This is a genomic window from Butyrivibrio sp. VCD2006, assembly GCF_000423925.1.
Lineage (GTDB): Bacteria > Bacillota > Clostridia > Lachnospirales > Lachnospiraceae > Butyrivibrio.
On sequence record NZ_AUIX01000008.1, the window covers coordinates 120,566 to 139,046 of the forward strand.

At 40.3% G+C, this 18,481-nt stretch carries 12 protein-coding genes; all 12 read left to right on the forward strand.

Going from position 1 to position 18,481, the window contains the following annotated elements; all coding sequences use genetic code 11:
* The first annotated feature begins 160 nt into the window (after positions 1–160).
* Positions 161–2,251: an elongation factor G gene (locus G586_RS0105400; protein ID WP_026526911.1), complete on the forward strand. Its 2,091-nt coding sequence runs from the start codon at positions 161–163 to the stop codon at positions 2,249–2,251.
* A gap of 157 nt (positions 2,252–2,408) precedes the next feature.
* Entirely contained in the window at positions 2,409–4,355 is a 1,947-nt protein-coding gene (locus G586_RS0105405) for an EAL domain-containing protein (RefSeq protein ID WP_026526912.1), read from the forward strand.
* A 108-nt stretch (positions 4,356–4,463) separates the two neighbouring features.
* The gene (leuS, locus tag G586_RS0105410) at positions 4,464–6,881 is read left to right on the forward strand and encodes a leucine--tRNA ligase (protein ID WP_026526913.1); all 2,418 of its coding nucleotides are present in this window, start codon (positions 4,464–4,466) and stop codon (positions 6,879–6,881) included.
* Positions 6,882–7,114: 233 nt separating this feature from the next.
* Positions 7,115–8,827 carry a methyl-accepting chemotaxis protein gene (locus G586_RS0105415; RefSeq protein WP_026526914.1) on the forward strand — a complete coding sequence of 571 codons (1,713 nt, stop codon included), beginning with the start codon at positions 7,115–7,117 and terminating at the stop codon, positions 8,825–8,827.
* Positions 8,828–8,994: 167 nt separating this feature from the next.
* Positions 8,995–10,422 carry a hypothetical protein gene (locus G586_RS0105420; protein WP_026526915.1) on the forward strand — a complete coding sequence of 476 codons (1,428 nt, stop codon included), beginning with the start codon at positions 8,995–8,997 and terminating at the stop codon, positions 10,420–10,422.
* 11 nt (positions 10,423–10,433) lie between these two features.
* Positions 10,434–11,114 (forward strand): GntR family transcriptional regulator, encoded by a 681-nt coding sequence (locus G586_RS0105425; protein ID WP_026526916.1) that lies wholly within the window; start codon positions 10,434–10,436, stop codon positions 11,112–11,114.
* A gap of 21 nt (positions 11,115–11,135) precedes the next feature.
* Positions 11,136–12,341, forward strand: coding sequence for an NADP-dependent isocitrate dehydrogenase (locus tag G586_RS0105430; protein WP_026526917.1), 1,206 nt, complete (start codon positions 11,136–11,138; stop codon positions 12,339–12,341).
* Positions 12,342–12,509: 168 nt separating this feature from the next.
* On the forward strand, positions 12,510–14,693 hold the full coding sequence (locus G586_RS0105435) for a glycoside hydrolase family 3 N-terminal domain-containing protein (RefSeq protein WP_242831976.1): 2,184 nt from the start codon (positions 12,510–12,512) through the stop codon (positions 14,691–14,693).
* A gap of 11 nt (positions 14,694–14,704) precedes the next feature.
* Entirely contained in the window at positions 14,705–15,472 is a 768-nt protein-coding gene (locus G586_RS0105440; RefSeq protein ID WP_026526919.1) for a response regulator, read from the forward strand.
* A 6-nt stretch (positions 15,473–15,478) separates the two neighbouring features.
* Positions 15,479–16,177 (forward strand): metallophosphoesterase, encoded by a 699-nt coding sequence (locus G586_RS0105445; protein WP_026526920.1) that lies wholly within the window; start codon positions 15,479–15,481, stop codon positions 16,175–16,177.
* Between the two features lie 144 nt (positions 16,178–16,321).
* The gene (gene hflK, locus G586_RS0105450) at positions 16,322–17,338 is read left to right on the forward strand and encodes an FtsH protease activity modulator HflK (protein ID WP_026526921.1); all 1,017 of its coding nucleotides are present in this window, start codon (positions 16,322–16,324) and stop codon (positions 17,336–17,338) included.
* Positions 17,339–17,364: 26 nt separating this feature from the next.
* The gene (gene hflC, locus G586_RS0105455) at positions 17,365–18,240 is read left to right on the forward strand and encodes a protease modulator HflC (protein WP_026526922.1); all 876 of its coding nucleotides are present in this window, start codon (positions 17,365–17,367) and stop codon (positions 18,238–18,240) included.
* Positions 18,241–18,481 lie beyond the last annotated feature (241 nt).

Genomic DNA, 18,481 nt, shown 5'->3' on the forward strand with positions numbered 1-18,481 from the left:
ATCAATTATCTATCATATTATTATCCAATTGTGCAAATTTAACTGAATTACTTGTATTGTTTGTACAATTTTAGTAAAATATCTCTATGGGGTTGGGGGAAATCTAAAGAATGTCTCGTTATATTTTCCCAACATAATTTAAGACTTGGAGGAACAAAGGATGAAAGTTTACACAAGTGACAAAATACGCAACGTCGTACTCTTGGGTCATGGAGGAGCAGGAAAGACTTCACTTGCTGAGGCAATGGCTTATCTTGCAGGTATTACCTCCCGTATGGGTAAGGTGTCTGACGGAAATACCGTTAGTGACTTTGATAAAGAGGAACAGAAGCGTCAGTTTTCAATCAGCACAACAAACATTGCAATGGAGTGGGAGGACCATAAGATCAATCTTCTTGATGCTCCCGGATTCTTTGATTTTGTTGGTGAAGTTCAGGAAGCAATGAGTGTTGCCGATGCTGCTATTATCGTAGTTTCAGGTAAGGCCGGTGTTGAAGTTGGAACCGAGAGAGCATGGGATCTTTGCGAGAAGTACAATCTTCCTCGTATGTTCTTTGTTTCCGACATGGATATAGATGATGCTTCTTACAGACAGGTTGTTCAGGATCTGACAGATAAATATGGAAAGAAGATTGCACCCTTCAACCTTCCTATTCGTGAGAATGAGAAGTTTGTAGGTTATGTAAATGTAATTCAGGAAAAGGGCTTCCGCTGGCAAGGCAAGGACGCTGTAGAATGTGAAGTTCCGGATTATAGCGTAGAATATCTTAATCAGTATCGCGACACTCTTATGGAAGCTGTTGCTGAGACCAGTGAAGAATTCATGGACAGATATTTCAGCGGAGATACCTTCTCTGAGCAGGAGATCAGATCAGCGCTTAGAAATAACGTTTGTGACGGATCAATCGTTCCTGTAGAGATGGGATCAAGCATTCTCGCTCAGGGTGTTTATACACTTATGGATGATATCATTAAGTACATGCCTGCACCTGAGAACCGCAAAATGGCTGGTATCAACATGAAGACCAATGAGATCTTCGAAGCTAACTTTGATTTCTCAAAGCCTAAAACAGCATTTGTATTTAAGACAATGATGGATCCCTTCATTGGTAAATACTCAATGATCAAGGTTCGCTCCGGCGTACTTAAAACCGATGATATGATGTATGATTCCAATAAGGATACAGAGCTTAAAATCGGTAAGATCTATGTAATGCAGGGCAATAAGACAATCGAGGTTCCCGAGCTCCACGCAGGTGACTTGGGTGCCCTCCAGAAGCTTGATATTTCTACAGGTGATACCCTTTCAACAAAGGCTAACCCTGTTCAGTATGCAAAGATGGATATTTCAGAGCCTTACACCTACATGAGATATAAGGCTCAGAATAAGGCTGATATCGATAAGATTGCACAGTCTCTTGCTAAGCTTTCCGCAGAAGATGCAACACTCAAGGTTGTTAACGATGCAGAGAATCATCAGTCACTTATCTATGGTATGGGTGACATGCACCTTGAAATCGCTGTAAGTAAGCTTCTTAATGAGTATAAGGTTGCCGTTGAGCTCGACAAACCGAAGGTAGCCTTCAGAGAGACTATCCGTAAGAATTCTGATGTTGAGTACAAGTATAAGAAGCAGACCGGTGGACATGGTCAGTACGGACATGTAAAGATGCGCTTTGAGCCTTCAGGCGATGATACTAAGCCTTACATCTTTGATCAGGTTGTAGTAGGTGGAGCTGTTCCCAAGAACTACTTCCCGGCAGTTGAGAAGGGTATTGCTGAGGCTTCTCAGAGAGGACCTCTCGCAGCTTATCCTGTTGTCGGCGTTAAGGCTACACTTTACGATGGATCCTACCATCCGGTAGATTCTTCTGAAATGGCCTTCAAGGTTGCAGCAAGTAACGCATTTAAGAAGGGCTTCATGGATGCAACTCCCGTACTTCTTGAGCCTATAGCATCACTTAAGGTAACTGTACCGGATGCTTACACAGGAGATGTAATGGGCGATCTTAATAAGAGAAGAGGACGCGTCCTTGGAATGAATCCTACAGGCGATGGAAAGCAGGTTATCGAAGCAGACATTCCTATGATGGAGCTTTACGGATATTGCACAACACTTCGTTCAATGACTGGTGGTTCCGGAGATTTCGAGTATGCATTTACCCGTTATGAGCAGGCACCTCAGGATATACAGCAGAAGGAAGTTGCTGCAAGAGCTGAAAAGGTTAAAGAAAACGGAATAGAAGACTAATAATATAGAGAGCTGACATTTGTGTACGAAATGTCAGCTCTTAATTATTTTTTTATAGTTTTTTAAAATCGTGCTTATATCTGTATGTTACGATAAAACTTGAAGATGTGGAACTATGACTGTTTGGCCAGAGCAATATCTTATGAGGGATTAGATTATGCCACGTATAGGAATGCATATAGGACTCAGGTACGACATTATCGGAGAGTATGCCAGCCTTCTTTTAGCGCTGCTGCTCCTTATTTTCATGTCCCTGACTAAGCCTAAGAAGTCAAAATCATTTAAATTTCTTGTAATGGGGCTTTTGGCGTCGATAGTGGCAACTACTCTCCAGATAATAATTGTTGAGGTAGCCAGTAATGTAACAAGCTATTACAACAGAGAATCTTTCACAGTGCTTTTGGCGATGTTTCTCTGCATATACGCAGTTATTCAGGTTTTGATTTTTAATTATATCAACCTTCTTAGTGAGCGAAGGCTAAAAAAACGTTCTGTTATCATAATGTTGTACATAGTGGTAGCTCTTTTCTATTTTTCGGGATCAGTCTTTCAGATAGTCATGAAAAGCCTCTATTATGTGAGGACTGATGGAATCGATATTACCCAATTTACAAGATTTTACAGTCTGATGGGTATATTCTGCGCGATTGTCTGCTTTATTGTGGTAATGATACGAAGACGCAGTATTGCCAGAATTGTAATAAGAGGGGTATTTATTGTTGTTCCGTTGGTTGTTCTGGTTCTGTTTTTGCAGATACTTGATAAAAGGTCTATTTTCAGTGCATCGACTTATGTTATACCCCTTGTTGCATTTTATCTGCTATTTCATTCCAATCCTTATGATGAGGAAACAGGATGTCAAAGCATTGGTTCACTGGAAAGTCGCTTTTTAACAAATATCAGAACTAACAGGATCTTTTATCTTGCCTATATTGACTTTCCGCAGCTTACGGATAGCGGTTTAAGTCCTAATTATGAAGTGCTTGCAATAGAAATGGCCAGGGTGTGTAGGGAAATCGAAAGGATTTCAAGAAAAATACATCTTTACAGAATAAATTTCGGAACCTTTATGGCTCTGATAGAAACTAAGGAAAGGTCCGATGCACAAAATTATTCCGAACAGATAAGAGATATTCTCGACGGATTTCATGAAAGATCAGAGGACCATATTCATTATTTCCTTGGTGTCAGCGGTGACAGCCGGAGGTTTATTGCTGTAGGAAATAAATGGACACAGCTTTTTATGATGTATATAAGGGATACAAAGCTGATTGATGGAGAAAATGTATATTACTTTGCAAACGGCTCGGATTTCAGAGCATTTGATGAGATCTACAAGATAGAACAGACCCTTATTGATATAAGAATAAAAATGGATGCTGATGATGAGCGTATAGTTTGCTATGCACAGCCTATTTACAGTGTTAATCAGGATGAATTCAGATCAGCTGAAGCTCTGATGAGGCTTTCAATTGATGGGAAACTTATTCCTCCTGACATGTTTATTCCTATTGCGGAGAAAAACAACTGTATCCATGCACTGACAGTCATTATGATGCATAAAGTATGTAAGGCTGTTGAAAAGCTTGCTATGGAATATGATTTCGATGCTGTGACAATAAACTGCTCAACTACTGATTTTACAGATAAGACATTTTATAAAGAAATTCTCGATATCATTCATGAATATCGGATAGACAAGAAAATGATCAGGCTTGAGCTTACTGAGTCCATGATGGCAGAAAATTATGAGTCCGTTAAGCACAATATGAACATGCTGAATCGTGAAGGAATACATCTTTACATGGATGACTTCGGTACAGGATATTCAAATCTTGAAAGAGTTGTAGATGTACCTGTTCAGACTATAAAATTTGACAAATCACTTTTATATAAATCCATAAAGGATGATCGTGTCGATGATATCATTTCGTATATGATCGAATTCTTCAAGAAGAACGGATTTGTTACACTGATAGAAGGTGTTGAGGATGAATCCCAAAAGAAATACAGCATAGAAAGAGGCTTTGATTACATTCAGGGATATCATTATGCTAAACCTGCACCCATAGAAAACCTCGGAAAATATTTCAAACATAAATAATCTTTAGAAAGGAAGGTGACGAACCTTCCTTTTATTTATTGAATTATTATGCCTTAGTGTGGTAAAATTTTGAATGTTTATAAATACTATTAAAGCTGAGGTATCATAATGTCAGAGTTATACAATCACAAAGAAGTTGAACAGAAATGGCAGAAAGTATGGGATGATGAGAATGCATTTGCTGCTAGCAATGATTATTCCAAGCCCAAATACTATGCACTTGTTGAGTTCCCTTATCCTTCAGGACAGGGACTTCATGTAGGACACCCTCGTCCGTATACTGCACTCGATATCGTTGCACGTAAGCGCAGAATGCAGGGCTACAACGTACTGTATCCCATGGGATGGGACGCATTCGGACTTCCTACAGAGAACTATGCGATCAAGAATCATATTCATCCCAAGATCGTAACTGCGAACAATGTTAAAAAGTTCAAGGATCAGCTTCATTCTTTGGGTTATTCCTTTGACTGGAACAGAGAAATAAATACAACAGATCCTGATTACTATAAGTGGACACAGTGGATTTTCCTTAAGCTTTTCAAGGAAGGCCTTGCTTATAAAAAGGAGATGCCTATCAACTGGTGTACTTCATGTAAGGTTGGTCTTGCTAATGAAGAGGTTGTAAATGGTGTTTGTGAGCGCTGTGGTTCAGAAGTTGTCCGCAAGGTTAAGAGCGAGTGGATGCTCAAGATAACTGAGTATGCTGACAAGCTTATTGACGGCCTTGACGGAGTAGATTACATCGAGAGAGTTAAGGTTTCTCAGAAGAACTGGATCGGACGAAGCACAGGTGCAGAGGTTGACTTTGCAATTAAGGGAACAGAGGATGTTCTTACTGTTTATACAACTCGTTGCGATACACTTTTCGGTGCTACTTACATGGTAGTTTCACCTGAGCACCCTTACCTTGATAAATATAAGGATCAGATCAGTAACTTCGATGCAATCCTTAAATATCGCGAGGAGGCTGCTAAGAAGTCTGATTTTGAGAGAGCTGAGCTTGCCAAGGACAAGACCGGTGTTCAGATTGATGGTCTTGTAGCTATTAATCCTGTTAATAATAAAGAGATTCCGATCTGGGTTTCTGATTACGTACTTATGAGCTATGGTACAGGTGCTATTATGGCGGTTCCTGCTCATGACGATAGAGACTGGGAGTTTGCTAAGAAGTTTGACCTTCCTATCATTCAGGTTGTTGCCAAGGATGGCGAGGAGGTTGATGTCAATGAAGCAGCATTTACAGATGTTGCCACAGGTGTGCTTATCAACTCTGATTTTATCAATGGTCTTTCTGTAAGTGATGCTAAGGAAAAGATGATTTCTTTCCTTGAAGAGAAGAAGATTGGACATGCACAGGTTAATTACAAGCTTCGTGACTGGGTATTCTCTCGTCAGAGATATTGGGGAGAGCCTATTCCGATAGTTGAATGCCCTAAGTGTGGTTTTGTTCCGATCGACGAGTCAGAACTGCCGTTACTTCTTCCTGAAGTAGACAGCTATGAGCCTACAGATAATGGTGAATCACCGCTTGCAGCAATGACAGACTGGGTTAATACAACTTGCCCATGCTGTGGAGGTCCTGCAAAGCGTGAGACTGATACAATGCCTCAGTGGGCAGGATCATCATGGTATTTCCTCAGATATACTGATCCTACCAATACTGAAGCACTTGCCAGCAAGGAAGCACTTAAATACTGGCTGCCCGTTGACTGGTACAACGGTGGTATGGAGCATACAACACTTCACCTTCTTTACTCAAGATTCTGGCATAAATTCCTCTATGATCAGGGCGTAGTACCTACATCAGAGCCTTATCAGAAGAGAACAAGCCACGGAATGATCCTTGGTGAGAATGGTGAGAAGATGAGTAAGTCCAGAGGCAATGTCGTTAATCCTGATGATATTGTTGAGGATTACGGTGCAGATACACTTCGTACTTATGAGATGTTTATCGGAGCATTTGATCTTGCTGCTTCATGGTCAGAGGACGGAGTTAAGGGCTGCCGCAGATTCCTTGAGAGAGTTTGGAAGTTACAGGACATCCTTGTAGATGGAGATGAGTATTCAGATGATCTTAAGGGTGAGATGCACAGAACCATCAAGAAGGTTTCGAGTGATTTCGAAAACCTTAAGTACAACACAGCTATTGCAGCAATGATGTCACTTATTAACGATTTCTATAAGAAAAATGCTGTTAATAAGGCAGAGTACAAGACTCTTATTACAATGCTCAATCCTGTTGCTCCTCATATAACAGAGGAGATATGGCAGAGAATCGGTGGTGAGGGCAGACTTTATCAGCAGACATGGCCTGAGTATGATGAGGCACTTACTGTTGAAAACACTGTTGAAATCGCTGTTCAGGTTAACGGCAAGGTTCGTGCAACAATCTCAATTGGTAAGGATGATCCTAAGGATGCAGTTCTTGCAAAAGCTAAGGAAGCCATTGCGGGTAAATTTGATGGCAACATAATCAAAGAGATTTATGTACCCGGAAAGATTGTTAATATCGTAATGAAATAACGATAAGGTACATAATAAATAAAATTTAGGCCAGATAGTGACTTTTTTAAGAAGGTTCTATCTGGCTTTAATATTTATACTGCATAAACAAATTATTAAGAGTATAAAATTTCTGATAAATCGTATATTTATTAAACTATCTAACGACAATTCTGCTAGAATGAGATTGTAACATTTTGTTGGCCAGGATACTTGTTCTTATCATGGCACTGTTGTAGATGATGAGGGTGATTATGGGTATAAAAAGTCTTGTTCAGGTTGATGAAGAAAAAATCCACAATATGAAAGTGCAGGAGAAATTCAATACTACATTCAAGCAGATTATCATAATGTTCTGTGTTGCTGTCGCTATTCTTGCATTAACACTGGTTATAGCTGTTGTTTCCATAAGAACAATCTATCGTAAGTATTACAATATGAATTCTGTTCAAGCTGATATCAGAATAGATATGCAGGCACTTTCGAAAGCTTTTTTGTGGGCGCTTTCCTCTCCTGATGAGTCTATAAGACAGGAACAGTTAGGTAAGGCCATGGAGAAATTTGATGAATTTGATGCCAATCTTAGTAAATTATCTGAGATAATGGGAGATTCAACATCCATCAGCACTGTTTCAAAGGATCTTGAAACAGTTAAAAACAATGGAAAAACCCTTGGCAGCAAATTTGATCAAGGTGAGACTGTTGAGGAATTGTTTTATTATTTTAACGATACTCTATATCCATCAATAGACGTGGCTGTAAAGGATTTCAAGGTGGTTTCATCTGATACCTCGGAATCAGCAGCAAATGCATATAGAAATTCACTCATTTTAGGCGCGGTTATGTCGTTCTTTACTGCAATAATTATAATATTGGTAATGATCTATATTGTTGATGTAAAGAGAAAACTCTCAAAATCTATTCTTCAGCCTGTTGAAGAGATTTCGAAGGCAGCGAATGAAATGTCTAAGGGCAATCTTCATATCAATATTGATTATTCTTCAGATGATGAGCTCGGAAAACTTGCAAGGGATCTGAATGATTCTACTTCTGTAACAGAAAAGATTGTAGGTGATATAAGAGATACCTTAAAGAACGTTGCAGATGGTGATTTTACGCATGGTACACTCCATCCTGAGCTGTATATGGAAGACTTTGCTCCGATCAATGAAGCAATGAACAACATTACTGAATCGCTTTCAGATACACTTTCGCATGTACGTGAATCCTCTAATCATGTATCAGAGGGTGCAAACGGAATGAGCAGAGGGGCATCAGATCTCGCTGAAGGAGCTACAGACCAGGCAGCGGCTGTTGAAGAGCTTACAGCCTCCGTTGCTACTGTTACAGAGCAAACCAAGAAGATGGCTGAAACAGCCGAAAGATCAAGAAACATGGCAGATAAGGTTAAGTCAGATGCAAATGACTCTGCTAGGAAGATGCACCTTGTTACTGACGCGATGGTAAGGATAACTGAGGCATCTAATGAGATTGAGCAGGTTACCAATTCTATTGAATCTATAGCAAAACAGACTCAGCTGCTTTCTCTTAATGCATCAATTGAAGCGGCAAGAGCAGGTGAATCAGGAAAAGGCTTTGCTGTAGTAGCAGAAGAAATCAGTGCTCTTGCAAGTCAGAGTTCTGAAGCTGCTAAAAATACACATCAGCTGATTCAGGATACAATGGAAGAGATTAGAAATGGAAATGATGTAGTTGCTGAGACAACTGAAGCATTGCAGCAAATGCAGGCATCTGTTGATGAGATTACCGGAATGATAATTGAGACAGGAGAGATGGCACAGCAACAGGCTAGTAGCATGGAAGAGATTAACGATGGTATTGATCAGATATCCACAGTAGTTCAAAGTAATTCTGAAACTGCTCAGGAGTCAAGTAACGTATCCCAGTCCCTGACAGAGCAGTCAGAAGATCTAACAAGACTCATCAGTCAGTTTAAACTAAAATAGCTATAAGGAATATGTATAAAAAGAAGCTTCGAATTCAGTAAATGCGGGGCTTCTTTTTTTTACTCTGCAACTTTATCGCATTAAAGCGTTGACATAAAAAGTATAATTGTATACAATAATGCAAAACGTCGAAAAAGAAAACGCATAGGTGCGTTACGGAGGCAAAAATGAAGGACGAGACATTTCAGAACAGACCGGTCACTATGAATGAGCATAACAATCTTCTTCAGATTGAGGAGCACATGTATATTCTTGATGATGTTGCAAAGCCAAATGTTTTCAGAAACATGTTCCCCTACGATGAGGTACCGAAGATTCCGTTTAATGACAGAATTGTACCTCACAATATGCCGAAGGATATTTGGATCACAGATACAACCTTCCGTGACGGCCAGCAGTCAAGAGCACCTTATTCCACGGAACAGATTGTTAAGATATATGATATGATGCATGAGCTTGGCGGCCCTAATGGAATGATAAGAGCCAGCGAATTTTTCCTTTACAGCAAAAAGGATAGGGATGCTGTATATAAGTGTATGGAGAGAGGCTATGAATTTCCTGAAGTAACAAGCTGGATCCGCGCAAGTAAAGAGGACTTTAAGCTGGTTAAGGAAATCGGCATGAAAGAGACAGGTATTCTTGTAAGCTGCTCAGATTATCACATTTTCCTTAAGCTTAAGATGACAAGAAAACAGGCACTTGAGCATTATCTGAGTGTCATCCGTGATTGTCTTGAGGAAGGTATTGCATGCAGATGTCACCTTGAGGATATAACAAGAGCTGATATTTACGGATTTGTTGTTCCCTTCTGTGTTGAGCTCATGAAGCTTCGTGAGGAGTATGGTATTCCGATAAAGGTACGTGCATGCGACACAATGGGATATGGAGTTAACTTCTCCGGTGCGGTTATTCCCAGAAGCGTACAGGGTATCATATATGCATTAAATACAAATGCAGGTGTTCCCAGCGAACTTATCGAATGGCATGGACATAATGATTTCTATAAAGCTGTTACAAACTCCACTACTGCATGGCTCTATGGCTGTTCAGGTGTAAATGCTTCACTTTTCGGTATTGGAGAGAGAACAGGAAACACACCTCTTGAAGCTATGATATTTGAGTATGCACAGCTCAAGGGAACGCTAAATGGAATGAATACGCAGGTTATCACAGACCTTGCAAGATATTATGAGAAAGAGCTTGGATATCATATTCCTTCCCAGACTCCTTTTGTTGGAAAGAACTTTAATGTTACAAGAGCAGGTATTCATGCGGATGGCCTTTTGAAAAACGAAGAGATATACAATATCTTCGATACGGATAAGTTCCTTGGAAGACCGCCTGTAAGTGCTGTTTCTAACACATCAGGACTTGCCGGTATTGCACATTGGATAAATGTTCATTATCATCTCAAAGGGGATAATGCCCTCGGTAAGGACTCAAAGCTTGTACAGGTCCTTAAGGAATGGGTTGACGGTGAATATGAAAACGGCCGTGTGACTGTTATGTATGATGAAGAGCTTACCGCCAAAATAGATGAAGTTTCAAAGCTTATTGGAATCGTAGTAGAGGATGGAAGCATCAGAAACGCATAAGAAGAGGCAATATGGATAAAAAAGATTTAAAGCAGGAAGTTACTGATAAATATTCACTGAGAGGACGTGTTTTTCACAGAATAAGAGATGATATCTTAAATGGAAAATACGCTGATCACGAGGAATTGAAAGAGGTAGCAATTGGCGAAGAACTGGGAGTTAGCAGAACACCTGTAAGAGAAGCTCTAAGACAGCTTGAGCTTGAAGGCCTTGTTCAGATAATTCCAAACAAAGGTGCTTATGTAGTAGGAATAAGCGCATCCGATGTACGTGATATTTACATGATAAGATCACGACTTGAAGGTCTTTGCGCAAGATGGGCCTGTGAGAATATTACGTCAGAGCAGCTTGAGGAGCTTGAAGAAATTGTTTATCTGGCTGATTTTCACGAGAACAAGGGACATCACGATCAGCTTGCTGAACTAGATAACCGCTTTCATACTACTCTTTATGAATCATGTAATTCAAAAATGCTTGAACATCTGCTAAAGGACTATCATCAGTATGTATGGCTGATAAGGCAGAAGACTCTCTCTGGAAACAGAGGCAAGGACTCAAACAACGAACATCGGGCAATTATGGAAGCGATAAGAGACAGAGATCCTGACAGAGCAGAGGAAATTGCAAATAGGCACATGTATAGTGCTTATGATAATATGGTTAAGAATGGTTTACTGGATATGTTTAACTAGCGTGTATAGGAGGAGCTACTTATGTCAAGAATCAAAATGACTACCCCCATTGTAGAGATGGATGGAGATGAGATGACCAGAATTCTCTGGAAAATGATCAAGGAAGAACTTATTGAGCCTTATATAGAGCTCAAGAGCGATTACTATGACCTTGGCCTTAAATATCGTGATGAGACAGATGATAAGGTTACTGTGGACAGTGCCAATGCTACAAAGAAATACGGAGTGGCTGTTAAATGTGCAACTATCACACCTAACGCAGCCCGCGTTGAAGAATATGATTTAAAGCAGATGTGGAAGAGCCCTAACGGAACTATCAGAGCTATGCTTGATGGAACTGTTTTCCGTGCTCCTATTCTTGTTAAGGGAATCGAGCCCAATGTTAAGACATGGGACAAGCCCATAACTCTTGCAAGACATGCATACGGTGATGTTTATAAAAATGTTGAAATAGCTGTTCCCGGTGCCGGAAAGGCAGAGCTTGTCTTTACCGGTGAAGACGGAACAGAGATAAGACAGACAATTCAGGAATTTGACGGTCCCGGAATAATTCAGGGTATTCATAATAAGGATGCCTCCATTAAGAGCTTTGCAAAGGCATGCTTTGAATACGCACTCTCAACAAAGCAGGATCTCTGGTTTGCGACAAAGGATACTATCAGTAAGACATATGATGCAAGATTCAGAGAAATCTTTGATAATACCTTTGAAAGCGAGTATAAGCACAGATTTGATGCAGCAGGAATAGAGTACTTCTATACACTTATTGATGATGCTGTAGCCCGTGTAATGAAGTCTAAGGGCGGATTTATCTGGGCTTGCAAAAACTATGACGGAGATGTTATGAGTGACATGGTTTCATCTGCCTGCGGTTCACTTGCTATGATGACTTCTGTTCTTGTTTCTCCTGAAGGAATCTATGAATACGAAGCTGCTCATGGAACAGTTCAGCGTCATTATTATAAATACCTTAAGGGAGAGGAGACATCTACCAATCCTGTGGCAACAATTTTTGCCTGGACAGGTGCCATGAGAAAGCGCGGTGAGCTTGATGGAATTCAGGGACTCATTGATTGGGCTGATAAGATGGAGAAGGCAACTCTTAAGACAATTGAGAGCGGTAAGATGACCGGGGACCTTGTTCTTATCACATCAAATCCCAATGCGAAAAAGCTTAATTCCGAGGAATTCATCAGAGCAATCAGAGAGACTTTTGATGCAATCTAAGCCAAAATATATTAAAATAAAAGCGTCGGTTGATATTTTAACCGGCGCTGTTTCTTTATATAAATTATCATCTTTTCTATGATTTATATATGTTTCAATATTTATACAAAAAAATAATGAAGACAGGTGACTATGAAAAAAGAAGACTTATTAAATTTATTGAACGAAATGTCTTTGAAGGAAAAAATCCTTCAGCTTGTTCAGCTTCCCGGATGGGAATTTGAGCAGGATGCCGCGGTTACAGGCCTTAATGATAATGAGGCCTCAGATGAGGAAAAGGGACTTGTCGGAAGTACTCTCGGAATATGGGGAGCAGATAAGGTTATTGAGATTCAGAAGAAATATATAGAGAATCATCCTCACCACATACCGCTTCTGTTTATGCTTGATGTAATCCATGGACATAAGACGGTTATGCCATGCCCTTTGGGGCAGGGTGCATCCTTCGATCCTGAGCTTGCAAGAAGAGGAGCTGAGGTCCAGGCAAGAGAAGCCGCAGCAGAAGGCGTTCATGTAACCTTTTCTCCTATGGGAGACCTTGTAAGGGATGCCAGATGGGGACGTGTTGTTGAATCAACAGGTGAAGATCCTTATCTCAATGGAAAAATGGTAGCAGCTATGGTCAAAGGTTATCAGGGTGATGACCTTAAGGATAATGATCATGTTGCTTCATGTGTGAAGCATTTTGCGGCATATGGAGCTGTTGTTGCAGGAAGAGATTATAACAATGTCGAACTTTCAGAGCACACCTTAAGAGATCAGTATCTGCCTGCATATGCCGAAGGGATAAAGGCAGGAGCCAGACTTGTAATGACCAGCTTTAATACATTAAACGGAATTCCTTCTTCTGGAAACAAATGGCTTATGAGAGATGTCCTTCGAGGTGAGATGGACTTTGATGGAGTTCTGATTTCTGATTGGGCTGCCATTGCTGAAATGGAGAACTGGGGATTCGCAGAGAATCTTAAAGAGGCCGCAGACCTTGCGATGAAGGCAGGAGTAGACATTGATATGTGTACTGAGGCTTATGGCAGGAATCTAGAGAGTCTCGTAAACGAAGGCAGGATCAAGATGGAACTTCTTGATGAAGCGGTACTTCGCGTTCTTACGCTTAAAAATGATTTGGGTCTGTTTGAGGATCCCTACAGAGGAGCATCGGTCCTTAGAGCCAAGGAGGAGTGTCTTAGCGCTAAAAACCGTGAGGTCGCAAGAGATGCAGTAAGAAAATCGCTGGTACTTCTTAAAAACGAATATAATGCCCTTCCACTGGTTGAGAAGAAAATAGCATTTATAGGGCCATATGCGGAGGAAAAGGAACTTCACAGCTCCTGGGCTATTTCATGCGATGCGAATGATACCGTCACCATTAAGAAGGCAGCTAAGGAATTTTATGATGGCTCCGACACAAGAATAAAAACAGCAAGAGGATGCCTCTCAGCTTCTGATGGCGATGAGACAATGAGAGGAACCTACTCCCTTAGTGATGAGAAAAAGCAAAACAAAAAGCTTTTTGAAAAGGCCATGGAAGTCGCAGAGTGGGCAGATGAGATAGTATTTTGTCTCGGAGAGAATATCGGTCAGTCAGGTGAGTCTACAAGTAAAACCGATATAAGACTGCCGAAGCCGCAGATGAATCTGTTCAAAAAAATCTGCAAGGAATACAGAAATGAAAAAACGATTGTAACGCTGATCTTTACCGGAAGACCTCTTGATCTTGAGAAGATTCCGGAAAAATCGGATGCCCTGATGATATGCTTCAGGCCGGGAACAGAGGGCGGTCATGGAATAATCGATGTTCTTAGCGGAAATTATTCTCCGTCAGGAAAGCTTTCAATGAGCTTCCCTTACAGCGTCGCTCAGGCTCCTATCAGCTATAATTCATTCTCCACAGGAAGACCAAAGCCTGCTAATGGAGGATCGGCATTTACGACCAGATATCTTGACTGTCCAAATGAAGCAAGATATCCCTTCGGATATGGACTTACTTATTCGAATTTCAAAATGTCGGAAATCAATATCAGCAAGGCTGCCATGTATAAGGAGGATGAGACGGATTCCATAAAAGCTTCTGTAACCATCAGAAATATCGGTTTTCATGAAGCAACGGAAACAGTTCAGCTCTATATAAGAGATCTGGCAGGTAGCAGAGTAAGGCCGGTAAAAGAGCTTAAAGGCTTTGAAAAGGTTACGCTTCTTCCGGGAGAATCAAGGGAGGTATCTTTTGAAATAAAAGAAGACATGCTTAGATTTTGGACTATCGAGAACAAATTCGATAGTGAGACCGGTAAATTTAAGGCATTTATAGGCTTTGATTCAACTACAGAAAATGGGAGTATATTTGAACTTAAATAAAGAGGGACGAAATGGATAAGAGAGTACTTCTTGTAGGTGGCGGGAAAAGTTTTATGGTAACTTCGATCGCTAAAGAACTGACGGAAAATGGCTTTGAGGTAATTAGAGCAGAAGCTGATGTCACGGCGATTGAAAGAATTGAAAACAGACCTTCAGTGTATCTCGTATATGTTGACGATATTGATGAGATGCTTGATTTCTTTGTCTATCTTAAGGATAAGTCTGTAGAGGATGATATTTCAATAAGCATCATTGGATCAAGCGATGAGATTGAAAAGATCAATAAGAAAATATCGAAAGATTATTTTGCAGCTGTTTTTGAGAGACCGGTTAACGTTAAGGAACTGGCCAGACAGATGATAGGTGTTGTTGAACAAGAAGAGGTACGCCTTCAGAAAAAGAGGATTCTGGTGGTTGATGATGATGGCACCATGCTGCGAACAATTAAGAGCTGGCTGTCTGAAAAATATCAGGTATTTATGTCGAATTCCGGAATGAATGCCATTACTTTTCTTGCGAAGAATAAAGTTGATCTTATTCTTTTGGATTATGAAATGCCGGTTACAACAGGCCCCAAGGTCCTTGAGATGCTTAGAAGCGAGCCTGCAACAAGTAGTATACCTGTTATGTTCCTTACGGTTAAAAGTGATAAGGAGAGTGTGATGCAGGTTCTGTCACTAAAGCCGGAAAAATATCTTCTTAAGACCATGCCGCCTGCAGAACTCCTTGCAAATATCGATGAGTTCTTTGAACAGCAAAAGATTAAGAATTACGGATGAGGTTTTATGGCACTTTACGCACTTGGTGATCTGCATCTTGCCTTTCAGTCTGATAAGACTATGGATATTTTTGGCAAGGTGTGGAAAAACCATGAAAAGAAAATTGAAAAGAACTGTAATAAACTTATGACAGAGGAAGATACTCTGGTTCTTGTCGGGGATCACACCTGGGGGAAGGGATTTGAAAACTGTGAAAAAGATTTTGAATTTATAGAAAACCTTCCCGGCAGGAAAATCCTTATTCGAGGCAATCATGATAATTTCTGGAATGCAAAGAAGACCCAGCGCCTTAATGATATGTTTAAAGGCAGACTCTTGTTTTTACAGAACAACTTTTATCCCTATGGTGACTACGCAATTGTAGGAACCAAGGGATATTGTTATGAAGGGCTGGATACAAGGCAGCATGCTGATATGCTTATCGAGCGTGAGGCAAAAAGACTGAAGGTGTCCTTTGAAGCTGCAAGAGCAGAAGGCTTTGAAAAATTTATCATGTTCCTTCATTATCCGCCGACATCCATTGATGAGAGAACAAGCCGTTTTACCTATATGGCCGAGGCTTATGGGGCTGAACAGGTAATTTATGCGCATTGTCACGGCAAGGAGCGCTTTCATGACAGCCTTATGGGAAATGTGAATGGAGTAAAATACAGCCTTGTTTCAGGAGATTATCTTGACTTTGTGCCCATGAAAATTTTATCATAGTAGGGCACGCGTTTCCTAAAAATGCGCTGATTTAGAGTTATAGAAGTGTATTTTGCAAAATTTAGTATTTAGAAAATAAAAGCTATTTAATATACTTTTTTATAACCAAAAGATATTTTTTATAAGATTTGGAGGAGTTAGATTATGGATTCAGAAACAAAAAAAAAGGATAAGGTTGTACATTATAAACAGCACAACTGGGGTAAGGGTGTTATTGCTGTAGTAGTTGGTATATTCCTTGCTATGACTGTTTTCGGTTCATTTTATAATGTAAGTGAGCAGGAGCAGGCCATAGTTACCCAGTTTGGCAAGGTAGTAGCAACTAATTCCGCAGGATTATATTTTAAAGTGCCTTTCATTCAGGCAGTACACATGGTTGATATGACAACTCATGGCATCGGAATCGGATATGTAATTGATGGAAACGGACAGAATATCACAGTTGAGGATGAGGGAATAATGATCACTTCAGACTTCAACTTTGTAGATATTGATTTCTATCTGGAATATAAGGTCAATGATCCGGTTGCATATTATTACAACACTAATGATCCTGAGACAATCATGAAGAACGTGGCTCTTGCATGCATAAGATCTACAGTTATCGACTACCCTGTAGATGAGGTTATCACAACCGCTAAGGGACAGATTCAGTCTGATGTAAAAGAGCTTCTTTCAAAAAAGCTCACGGAACAGAATGTGGGATTGTCAGTTGTGAACGTTTCAGTACAGGATGCTGAGCCTCCGACGAATGAGATCAAGCAGGCATTTAAAGCCGTTGAGACTGCAAAGCAGGGAAAAGAAACAGCTGTAAATAACGCTAAGAAATATCAGAACGAGCAGGTTCCCGCAGCTGAGGCTGAGGCTGACAGAATCGTTCAGAACGCTGAAGGTGCCAAGGCATCCCGTATAGCTGAGGCTGAAGGTGAAGCTGCGAAGTTTAACAGCATGTACGAGGAGTACAGCAAGTATCCGCTTATTACAAAGCAGAGACTATTTTATGAGACTATTGAGAACGTTCTTCCCGGTACAAAGCTTATAATCACCGATGGACAGACACAGGAGATTCTTCCTCTTGATAATTTCAGTAATGAAATGGAAGGAATCGCAGCAAGCAGTGCTGCTTCAACGCAAGAAGAAGAAACCACTGAAGGTGAATAATAGTAGGGCATTAGGAGGAAATATAGATGAAAAAAACAATATTTGGCACGCTACTTGCAATAATTCTTGTAGCCGGCTGCATTATACTTGGTAACTCACTTTATACAGTGCATCAGAAGGAATTTGTGGCAGTAAGACAGTTTGGAAAAATCGTAAAGGTTGAAACCGAACCAGGACTTAAAATGATCACACCTTTCGTGCAGACAACGCAGAGAATCAATGCTGCAACAAAGCTTTACGATATCCCTTCATCAGATGTAATCACAAGGGATAAGAAATCAATGATCACAGACACCTATGTGCTTTGGAGAGTTACAGATCCTGTTAAGTACATTCAGTCACTTAATGCGATAGATACAAGAGCACAGGAGAGAATTGAAGCTGCTGTATATAACGCAACAAAGACAGCGATTTCATCAATGACACAGGATGAGGTTATTGAATCCCGCGGCGAAGTTCTGACAAAGCTTATAACTGAGGATGCTAACTCTGATATGGGCGGATACGGCGTTGAAATCGTAACAGCTGAGATCAAGGCTCTTGACCTCCCTGACGACAACAGAACCGCTGTATATGAGCGTATGACATCAGAGAGAAATAATATTGCAGCTTCCTATACTGCAGAAGGTAATGCAGAGGCACAGAAGATCAAGAACGAAACAGATAAGAAGGTTGCCATCCTTAAGGCTGATGCTGAGAAAACAGCCGCTACCCTTGAAGGTGAAGGTGAGGCGGAATATATGAATATCCATTCTGCAGCATATAACACCGAGGAAAAGGCAGAGTTCTACAATTTTGTAAGATCTCTCGAAGCAATGGAAAAATCACTTAATGGCGGTGAGAAAACAATAATTCTTGATAAGAATTCTGAGCTTGCAAGACTTCTTTATGGAGTAAACTAAATACTAATAGTTTTTGATAAAATACATAAAACACGTCCAAAATAGAAACGATATTTTGGACGTGTTTTTTTTGATAATATTTCGTTGATAACAAGTGCGTGAAAATTCGACAAAGCGCATAAAATGGCATATTTTCAGACAATTTAAGGTACGAAATTATGATAAAATTAAATGCATTTAGGTGCCATGCACCATATAGTTTTTTTAGAGAGGTAGGTTATTTCTAAATGGGGAAAAGTAT